Origin of the sequence: Flagellimonas onchidii (assembly GCF_004804315.1) — a bacterium.
GTDB classification, from domain to species: Bacteria; Bacteroidota; Bacteroidia; order Flavobacteriales; family Flavobacteriaceae; genus Flagellimonas; species Flagellimonas onchidii.
This window is the reverse complement of record NZ_SRXX01000021.1, coordinates 44,806-54,550: the sequence shown is the minus strand read 5'-3', so window position 1 is coordinate 54,550 and position 9,745 is coordinate 44,806. Positions and strand designations below refer to the sequence as shown.

Below are 9,745 nucleotides of genomic sequence, written 5' to 3'. Positions count from 1 at the left end.
TGTTTGGCAAGTTCTAATAATCCTAACTTTGGTTTGATGATCTTTTCTTCTGTACTCATCTGACAAATCTAATTTAAGGGTTAAACTAATTTATTAAGATTGTCAGATTAAGTCTTAACTATTACAGTTCATTTCAGATGATTTAAGTTTATGCTTATGTGAGGCCACCCTTTCAGTTCCTATTTATCCAAAATAGCACCCTCTATATCGAAATATTTTAATCACGAGCACTGTAACCTTTTTCTTTACTCCATATTTAACCAAATCTTTTATCTAATGGGGATGCTGTTTAAAATATTCAATTGGAAAAGAGTGAACATCATTACTTTCGCCATTTTATTGGTGTTAATTGTTCTCAACTTTTACGGTGTTTACACGAATAGATTCTATTTTTTAAAGCCTTATAATTATATTATTCCCGTTTTGGCCGTGATACACGCCCTGTACCTTTACGTTATATGGTTTAAAATCAAGGAAAACGAGCTTCCTGATCCGAAGATGCGAAATTTGGAATATATTGTCTACGTAATTCTTTTAGTATATCTGTTCAAAATATATGATAGTGTCAATGTTGTCAATTCTTATTCCCAATTTCAAGAACATGTATTACCCTCATCATTTCGGTTTATAAGTATTTTGAACCTTGTTTTGTACTGTTCAATGCCGCTGCTGACCCTATTGTCCTTTTGGTATAGAAAAAAACTTATAGGCGAATACAACTTTGAGAATTACAACAACAATCTTAACATTTGGCAGGAATAATCTTAGAGTCCTCGAATATAACTTCCATATAAATCTTTAAACTGAATTCCCTGAACAAAGCGATGTTTGCTCAGTTTTTTATGGGCGACAAGTCCCCAAAGCAGAAGTTCTTTCATAAAATATGAATCTTCTTTTGGGATATCCGGTAGATTGTCATCCAGAAGTGTATTTAAGGGCAATATGGAATCCAATTTCTTTCGGTATTCGTCATCGGTGTCTTCATCAAGCAATTCGAAGCCCTGCCCTTCAAAGAACCAGCTTACTAAATCATCATAAACCGTAACCGCATCCTTCCGCTGTAACTTGTCAATTTTAGGAAAATAGTTTGAGAACAATGTTTTTATTGCTTCCTCTATTAGATTTTCGGCAACGGAACCAGCTCCCTCCTGCTCTCCTTCATAAACCAATTCAATTTTTCCCGTTATCGAAGGGATAACACCGATGAAATCAGTCAAACGGACTGTTGTTTTTTTATCGCCAGACTTTATGATTCGCCTTTCGGCAGTACTCAGTAGGTTTTCAAAAGCCGTAATGCTCATTCTAGCACTTACTCCACTTTTTGCATCCACATATTCACTGTTTCTTGCCTCAAAACTGATTTGCTCCAAAACATCCAATGCAATTTCAGGTATATAAACCACATCGGATTGCCTTTTATCCAGGAGAGCTTCCTGCTTTGTGATTTTTTTTGCAGTTTCAATATTTTCCGGATAATGGGTCAAAATCTGAGACCCAATCCTGTCCTTCAACGGAGTAACGATACTTCCTCTATTGGTGTAATCCTCTGGATTGGCGGTAAAAACAAATTGAAGGTCCAGCGGTAATCTCAATTTAAATCCTCGAATCTGTATATCTCCTTCTTGCAGTATATTAAATAAGGCTACTTGAATTCTTGCTTGAAGGTCGGGAAGTTCGTTGATCACGAAAATACATCGGTTTGCTCGGGGAATCATTCCGAAGTGAATTACCCTGTCATCAGCATACGAAAGTTTAAGATTAGCGGCTTTAATAGGGTCTACATCCCCTATTAAATCTGCTACGGTAACATCTGGTGTGGCCAGTTTTTCATAAAACCGTTCATCCCTATGTATCCAATCTATTGGAGTTTCTTCGCCTTTTTCTTTAATTAGCTCAGTAGCATAACGTGATATGGGCTTCAGAGGATTATCATGTACTTCTGATCCAGCTACCATGGGAATCCATTCATCCAACAGTTGAACCATTAACCGGGCCAATCGCGTTTTGGCTTGTCCCCGAAGTCCTAATAGATTGATATTATGTCTGGAAAGTATTGCTCTTTCCAATTCTGGAATCACCGAGTTTTCATATCCCCAAACTCCTGGGAAAGTTTCTTCATCATTCGACAGCTTTTTAAGCAGATTATCCCGAAGTTCATCTTTGATGCTTTTACTTTCATATCCTGCCGCCTTTAACTGACCTAATGTGCTAATCTTAGTAGGGTTCAATTTCATTATACCAATACTATCCTTTGATGCGTTTCTTTCTATTTTGTTCGTAATCTTCAAAAATCATTTCACCCAAGCCTTTTAAACCTGTGTAGAAAGCTTTTCCTTTATTTGCTTGGGTAAACTCCCTTACAAATTGCATTAGATAAGGGTCTTGGGCAATCATAAAAGTGGTTATGGGAATATGCAATTTTCTGGCTTGCTGTGCCATAGCATAACATTTCTCTACAATGTAATCATCGAGTCCTACACTGTTTTTATAGTAATCTCCATTTGGGAGTCGTAAACAGGAAGGTTTCCCATCTGTTATCATAAAAATTTGTTTGTTGGTATTCCGTTTGCGTCGTAACATATCCATGGCAAGCTGTAGACCAGCCACCGTATTGGTGTGATAGGGTCCCACCTTTAAGTACGGTAAATCTTTTATCGGAATAGGCCATGCATCATTTCCAAAAACCAAAATGTCCAAGGTGTCCTTTGGATATCTTGTCGTAATCAACTCCGCTAAAGCCATAGCCACTTTTTTGGCGGGTGTGATTCGGTCCTCGCCATACAGAATCATGCTGTGGCTGATGTCTATCATCAATACTGTGCTCATTTGGGCCTTGTATTGAGTGTCCTCGACTACTAAATCTTCCTCACTCAAGGAAAAATTTCCAATTCCATGATTGATTTGGGCATTTTTCAGGCTTTCGGTCATGGAAATATGTTCTAAGGCATCACCAAAACGATATTCCCTGAATTCTCCTGTGTGTTCATCTCCCCTGCCCGACTTGCCGGTTTTGTGATTTCCTGCACCGCTTCGTTTTAACTTTCCGAAAATTTGATCCAACGCCCTTTGTCTTAGCATGCATTCCAGTTTTGCCGTGATGGAAAGATTGCCACTACCTTCACCATCTCCTTCTTCTCCCTCGCCTTGTTGTCCATCCGTATCAAATTCTTCACGAATAAAACCTTTGGCTTTTAAATCTTCGATAAAATCATCGATGGTGTAGTCCTCATCGGTAAGCTCATATTCTTTGTCGAGTTCCCGAAGCCAATCCAAAGCTTCCTCAACATCACCGGAAGTATGTGTAATGAGTTCTTGAAAAATCTCAAAGAGCTTTTCAAATGGAGTCTGATCAGGAGCTTCGTATGTAGTGAAACGAAACCCTTTTCTTGTATTCATAGCCATCACATAAAGTTAAGCTATTTCACTTTAAAGGCTACGTATTTAAATAAAAGTTAACGGTCTTGTTCAACGATTACTTGTGTCGATCTTTCAGCGTTTTTATGATATCTTCCAATCGAAAGCCCTTGGCCTGCAAAAGAATAAGATAATGGAAAAGTAGATCGGCACTTTCGTTGAGAAAGAGCTCGTCGTTGGAATCCTTGGCTTCGATAACGGTCTCTACGGCCTCTTCACCAACCTTTTGGGCTATTTTATTGATTCCTTTTCTAAACAGGGAAGCCACATAACTCTTTTGGTTTTCCATGTCATTTTTTCTGGAAGTTATTACCTCTTCCAACTGGGACAGAAAACCGTATTCTTGCTTGTTTGATTCTCCCCAGCAAGTATCTGTTCCCTTATGACAGGTTGGGCCGATGGGCTTCACAAAAACCAACAGGGTATCGTTGTCACAATCGTTTTTTATGTTTACCAATTCCAGAAAGTTTCCGCTTTCCTCACCCTTTGTCCATAAACGTTGTTTGCTCCGGCTATAAAAAGTTACTTTTTTGGTTTGCTGCGTAACATCAAAGGCCTCTTGATTCATATAGCCTAACATCAAAACGGTTTTGGTCTTCGCATCTTGAACAATTGCAGGTACCAGACCGTCTTGGTTTTTATTGAAGTCTATTTTCATTTTATAATCTGACGGGAATCCCATCTTTTTTTAGTTCTTCTTTCAATTGCTTTATTTCTATCTCCTTAAAGTGAAAAATGCTTGCGGCCAGAGCTGCGTCCGCTTTTCCGTCCATAAAGGTATCGGTAAAATGGGATACCGTACCTGCCCCACCTGAAGCGATGATAGGAATATTGAGTTCAGTGGACAGCCTTGCCAAAGCCTTATTGGCAAATCCGTTTTTGGTGCCATCATGGTCCATAGATGTGAACAAAATCTCTCCTGCACCCCTTTCCTCAACTTCCTTGGCCCATTCAAAAAGATCAATTTCTGTAGGAACTTTACCCCCTACCAGGTGCACTTTCCATTTTCCGTCTATCTGTTTTGCATCAATCGCCACAACAATGCATTGGGAGCCAAATTTAGCAACCAATTCATTGATCAATCCTGGTCTTTTTACTGCTGAAGAGTTAATGGAAACTTTATCCGCGCCATTTTTTAACAAAATATCGACATCTTCAACCGATGAAATCCCGCCACCTACTGTAAAGGGAATATTTACCTTTTCAGCCACATGATAGACCAAATCGGCAAGCGTCTTTCTTCGTTCTTCCGTTGCAGAGATATCCAAAAAAACCAATTCATCTGCGCCTTCTCTAGCATATATTTCTGCCAATTCAACTGGGTCACCGGCATCACGTAGATCCACAAAGTTCACCCCTTTAACGGTTCTTCCGTTTTTAATGTCCAAGCAAGGTATGATTCGTTTTGTCAACATAAGCTAAAGTCAGATGTACAAAGTTAAAGGTTGGAAGTTTTTGTTTTTTGATTTTTTCGTGCTGTATTGATAGATGCAACAATTATGGCCAAAATTTCATTGGCTTCTTTATGTAATTCTTTTATCTCAGATTGATTTACGTCAGATACCTCTAAAAATATTTCCAACCAATATGCAGATTCATCTATTTCTTCTTCAACAATCTTTAATTTATTAATGAAGTCTGCAGTCGATTTTGCTCGTTGAGAAGCTCTATAGTTTGCACCGACAGAACTAGAACTTCGTAACAGTTGATTGACATAATTAGAGAATTCTCTTGTTTTTGGAAATTTTGTGCAAAGATTCCAACATGAAATGGCGAATACCTTGGTTCTTGACTTTAAATCTTGCATAATAACACTTCGTACTTTTAACCTTGTACTTCTCTAACTTATCAGTTTTTGTTTTTGGCATTAAGGTTTACACCATCATAAAATCCCAAACCTGTGTTGTTCAACAGTTTCGTCCAAAGTGCAATTTGCCCTGTATGATAGGAAAAATGCTCTACTACATGAAGAATATTTCCAATTCCGGAGAATTTAAACCCTTGTACTTCTCTTTTACGAATTAATTCGTTTTCAGGTGTATTGGAAAAACTTGCTTTTGCTTTTTCAACAGTTTCTTTAAGTTTCAAAAAAAGCTCTTGTTTCGAATATCCTGAAAGGGTTTCAAATTCTTTATCTCGATTTCTATTATCTTCCAAACCTTCCAATGATGCAATACCATATTGGGTAATATTACCACAGAGGTGCAAAATCAAGTTCCCTATACTGTTGGAAGACGCATTGGGCTTTTGCCAAACAACAGTTTCTTCCAATTTATCCAGGCATATTTTTATCATACGCAGGCTCTCGTCCATACGATAGCAGGCGTTTTGAATGAATTCGTCTTTGAAAATGTTATCACTGGCCATTTTCCAAAATATAATTTTCCAGTTGCTTTAGACTAATTCTGTCTTCATAAATGGCTTTACCAATTATAGTTCCTTCACAACCCAATTCTGCTAGTTTAGGCAGTTCGTCAAAACTGGATATGCCGCCACTGGCTATCAAATTGATTCCCAAAACCTCCTTGTCCTCTACTCCGCTACCAGTTACCAAAGTCTCTATTTTCTTGGTCTTGTCCAATATTCTTTTGTAGAGTTGAAAAGAAGGCCCTTCAAGCATCCCATCTTTGCTGATATCGGTACAAATCACATATTTAACACCCTTTTTCTGAAAAGATCCAATGAAGGGTAACAATGCTTGGTCCGATTCCTCCAACCACCCCGAAACAGCAACTTTTTCATCCTTGGCATCCGCACCCAAAATGATTTTATCAGCACCGTATGTATTTAACCAACCCAAAAATGTATCCCTATCTTTTACAGCAATACTTCCACCAGTTATTTGGCTAGCTCCACTTTCGAATGCGACATGTAAATCTTCATCTGTTTTTAATCCTCCCCCAAAATCAATCTTTAGATTGGTTTTTGTTGCAATAGTTTCCAATATCCTATGATTTACAATATGTTTGGATTTTGCGCCATCTAAATCAACCAAATGTAAGTGTTGGATACCATGATCTTCAAATTGTTTGGCTACTTCCAAGGGGTTTTCATTATACACTTTTTTGGTATCGTAATCTCCCTTTGAAAGTCGCACGCATTTTCCTTCAATAATATCTATGGCGGGAATAATTCTCATTTTCAATTGTATTTTGCTTTATCTTTTGCCATCCACATATCTGAATTGCCCACCTTTTGAAATCCGAACGTTTCATATAACCCATGAGCATCTTTTGTTTTTAAGGCTACGGTTTGTACTTGTTTGATCTCTGGATACTCCAAAATATGTTGCATCAGTCTTTTTCCAAGTCCTTTGCCCTTAAAAGGGTCAAAAATAATAACATCCATAATGTAGGCGAAAACCAGTTTATCCGTTATTAATCTTGCAAATCCGATTTGTCCTTCCTTTTCCGAATACATTCCAAAACACCATGAATTCTCAATGGTCATCAACGTCATTTCTTTGGTTCGATAGTCGCCCCAATAAGAATTTTTGACTTCTTTGTGAACTCTGTCAATATCCAACAAACTTTTATCGTCAGAGATATAAAAATCCATATTAAACTTTTTCAAGAAAGTTCTGCAAAATTTTCGCTCCTACTACTCCACTTTTCTCTGGATGGAATTGTGTCCCATAAAAATTGCCCTTTTGTAAAGCTGCGCTATAGGGTAAAGCATATTTACTTGTTGCAATCGTATCCTCTCCTTTAGGAGCATAATAACTATGAACCAAATAGATATGGGATTTGTCTTCAACTTCTCCAAATAAGTCCGATTTTAAGCCTTCTATTTGGTTCCATCCTATTTGAGGGACTTTGACTGTGTTTGGAAATCTCACGACATCCAAGTCAAAAATACCAAGGCCATCGGTATTTCCTTCTTCGGAAGAGTTGCACATTAGCTGCATACCCAAACAGATGCCCAAAACAGATTGTTTTAACTTCGGAATGAGTTTATCCAACCCACTATCTTTCAGCTTTCGCATGGCAGAACTGGCCTCGCCAACTCCTGGGAATATGACTTTATCTGCGTTTCGGATTTCTTCAACCCGGTCACTCAATATAGCCTCATATCCCAAGCGCTTTATGGCAAATTTGATACTTTGAATATTGCCAGCTCCATAATCGATAATCACTATCTTCATCTACAACATACCTTTAGTGGATGGTAACACCATTTTCTCTGGATCTCGTTTTACAGCCATTTTTATGGATTTGGCAAAAGCCTTGAATATTGCCTCAATCTTATGATGCTCGTTGATTCCTTCTGCTTTGATGTTCAAATTTGCTTTTGCTCCATCTGAAAATGATTTAAAGAAGTGTAAGAACATCTCGGTGGGCATATCCCCTACTTTCTCACGTTTGAAATCAGCATCCCATACCAACCAGTTCCGCCCTCCAAAATCTATGGCCACTTGAGCCAGGCAATCATCCATGGGTAGACTGAAACCATAACGCTCCATTCCAAGTTTGTTTCCCAGTGTATTTGAGAATACTTCACCCAAGGCAATAGCCGTGTCTTCAATAGTGTGGTGTTCATCTACATTCAGATCACCATCGACCTTAATGTCCAAATCCATCTGGCCGTGTCGTGCCAGTTGGTCAAGCATATGGTCAAAAAAGGATAAGCCTGTGTTGATATTGCTCTTTCCCGTTCCGTCGAGATTGAGTTTAATTTTAATATCGGTTTCATTGGTTTTCCTTGAAATTTCGGAAACTCGGGACTCCAATTTTAAAAACTCGTATATCTTTTCCCAATCGTTACTTTCCACAGCGATAAAACTATCAAGCTCCTCTCGTTTAACCGTAATCTCACTGGTTCCCAAATGGGTCTCATCATTGATAAAAATGCCTTTTGAGCCTAAGTTTTTGGCAAGCTCAATATCGGTTAATCGGTCACCTATTACGAACGAATTTTTCAAGTCATATGCATCAGAAAAGAATTCGGTAAGCATCCCTGTACCTGGTTTTCGGGTATCTGCATTCTCCTTTGGGAAGGTTTTATCAATAAATACCTTATCAAAAACTACCCCTTCATTTTCAAAGGATTTAAGAATGAAATTATGAACAGGCCAAAAGGTGTCTTCTGGATAAACATCCGTACCTAATCCATCCTGATTGGTTATCATGACCAGCTCAAAATCCAGTTCTTGGGCAATTTTACCCAAAAAGGTAAATGCCTTGGGATAGAACTCCAATTTGTTAAATGAATCAATTTGCTCGTCGGCCGGTTCTTTGATGATCGTGCCATCACGGTCAATAAAAAGTACTTTTTTGCCCATTAGTTCATTTCTTTTAAAATGGCTATCAATTTTTGATTTTCTTTAGAGGTTCCAACCGTAAAACGTAGGGTGTTTTCACATAACGGTTGGTTAGTTCTGTTCCGAACGACAATTTGAGCCTTTAATAACTCATTATATCGCTTATCTGCATTGTCTACTTTCGCTAACACAAAATTGGCATCACTGGGATACACTGTTTCAACAAAATCTAGCTTGTTCAAAACCTTAACAAGTGAATCTCTCTCTTCCAAAATCCGTTCAACCTCCGACTGAACCATTTTTTGGGCCACAACCCTATCCATGGCTCTATCTTGGGTCAATTGGTTTATGTTGTAGGGCGGTTTTATTTTATTGAGGATTGTTATTATTTCTTTGGAAGCATAACAAATTCCCAGACGAATTCCCGCCATACCGTAAGCTTTGGAAAGTGTTTGCGTTACCAATAAATTTGGATATTTGGATAAGGAAGCCACCCAACTTTCGATTCCTGAAAAATCAATATAGGCTTCATCAATTACAACTAGCCCATTGAATGCCTTCAATAAAGCTTCAATATTCCGTTTGGAAAAAGCATTTCCCGTGGGGTTGTTAGGAGAACAAATGAACATTATTTTAGATTTTGTATCCACTGCCTCTAAAATTTTGGCGACATCCAATTCAAAATCAGCTGTCAGCAAAACTTCACGGTTTTCCACGTCATTTATTCCACACAAGACCTTATACATGCCATAGGTTGGTGGCATTGTAATAACATTGTCCTGTCCAGGCTCACAAAATGCCCTAAAAATCAAATCAAGAACTTCATCGCTTCCATTGCCTAATAAGATATTTTCCTCTTTAACATTGTTCTGCTGGGTTAAAATCAATTTCAGGCTTCTCTGTTGAGGGTCAGGATAACGGTTTACCCCATTCTCAAAAGGATTTTCATTGGCATCCAAAAAGATCATTTCAGAACCGTCGGAGACATACTCATCTCTAGCTGAAGAATAAGGTTTGAGGGCTTTTACCGTTTCCCGAACCAAGTTTTCCAGATTAAATTCTTTCATGGTT

12 protein-coding genes are annotated in these 9,745 nt (G+C 38.2%); 1 reads left to right on the top strand and 11 read right to left on the bottom strand.

The window, feature by feature from the left end:
* Positions 1-276 precede the first annotated feature (276 nt).
* Positions 277-762: a hypothetical protein gene (locus E4661_RS17110; protein WP_136468683.1), complete on the top strand. Its 486-nt coding sequence runs from the start codon at positions 277-279 to the stop codon at positions 760-762.
* Between the two features lie 2 nt (positions 763-764).
* Here E4661_RS17110 and E4661_RS17105 read toward each other — a convergent pair whose 3' ends face one another.
* The 11 genes from E4661_RS17105 to hisC form a co-directional block, all read right to left on the bottom strand.
* Positions 765-2,234, bottom strand: a complete 1,470-nt coding sequence (locus E4661_RS17105) for a magnesium chelatase (RefSeq protein WP_136468682.1) — start codon at positions 2,232-2,234, stop codon at positions 765-767.
* 10 nt (positions 2,235-2,244) lie between these two features.
* The gene (locus tag E4661_RS17100) at positions 2,245-3,402 is read right to left on the bottom strand and encodes a vWA domain-containing protein (RefSeq protein ID WP_136468681.1); all 1,158 of its coding nucleotides are present in this window, start codon (positions 3,400-3,402) and stop codon (positions 2,245-2,247) included.
* Between the two features lie 70 nt (positions 3,403-3,472).
* Complete coding sequence (gene hisIE / locus E4661_RS17095) at positions 3,473-4,072, bottom strand: bifunctional phosphoribosyl-AMP cyclohydrolase/phosphoribosyl-ATP diphosphatase HisIE (RefSeq protein WP_136468680.1); 600 nt, start codon at positions 4,070-4,072, stop codon at positions 3,473-3,475.
* A gap of 1 nt (position 4,073) precedes the next feature.
* A complete protein-coding gene (hisF, locus tag E4661_RS17090; protein WP_136468679.1) occupies positions 4,074-4,829 on the bottom strand; it encodes an imidazole glycerol phosphate synthase subunit HisF in 756 nt (251 codons plus the stop codon).
* 23 nt (positions 4,830-4,852) lie between these two features.
* The gene (locus E4661_RS17085; protein WP_136468678.1) at positions 4,853-5,221 is read right to left on the bottom strand and encodes a four helix bundle protein; all 369 of its coding nucleotides are present in this window, start codon (positions 5,219-5,221) and stop codon (positions 4,853-4,855) included.
* 41 nt (positions 5,222-5,262) lie between these two features.
* Complete coding sequence (locus E4661_RS17080; RefSeq protein WP_136468677.1) at positions 5,263-5,781, bottom strand: DinB family protein; 519 nt, start codon at positions 5,779-5,781, stop codon at positions 5,263-5,265.
* The gene (locus E4661_RS17075) at positions 5,771-6,553 is read right to left on the bottom strand and encodes a 1-(5-phosphoribosyl)-5-[(5-phosphoribosylamino)methylideneamino]imidazole-4-carboxamide isomerase (protein ID WP_136468676.1); all 783 of its coding nucleotides are present in this window, start codon (positions 6,551-6,553) and stop codon (positions 5,771-5,773) included. The genes E4661_RS17080 and E4661_RS17075 overlap by 11 nt, the downstream gene beginning before the upstream one ends.
* A gap of 2 nt (positions 6,554-6,555) precedes the next feature.
* A complete protein-coding gene (locus E4661_RS17070) occupies positions 6,556-6,972 on the bottom strand; it encodes a GNAT family N-acetyltransferase (RefSeq protein ID WP_136468675.1) in 417 nt (138 codons plus the stop codon).
* 1 nt (position 6,973) lies between these two features.
* Positions 6,974-7,558 carry an imidazole glycerol phosphate synthase subunit HisH gene (hisH, locus tag E4661_RS17065; RefSeq protein ID WP_136468674.1) on the bottom strand — a complete coding sequence of 195 codons (585 nt, stop codon included), beginning with the start codon at positions 7,556-7,558 and terminating at the stop codon, positions 6,974-6,976.
* Positions 7,559-8,695 carry a bifunctional histidinol-phosphatase/imidazoleglycerol-phosphate dehydratase HisB gene (gene hisB, locus E4661_RS17060; RefSeq protein ID WP_136468673.1) on the bottom strand — a complete coding sequence of 379 codons (1,137 nt, stop codon included), beginning with the start codon at positions 8,693-8,695 and terminating at the stop codon, positions 7,559-7,561.
* Positions 8,695-9,741 (bottom strand): histidinol-phosphate transaminase, encoded by a 1,047-nt coding sequence (gene hisC, locus E4661_RS17055; protein WP_136468688.1) that lies wholly within the window; start codon positions 9,739-9,741, stop codon positions 8,695-8,697. The genes hisB and hisC overlap by 1 nt, the downstream gene beginning before the upstream one ends.
* Positions 9,742-9,745 lie beyond the last annotated feature (4 nt).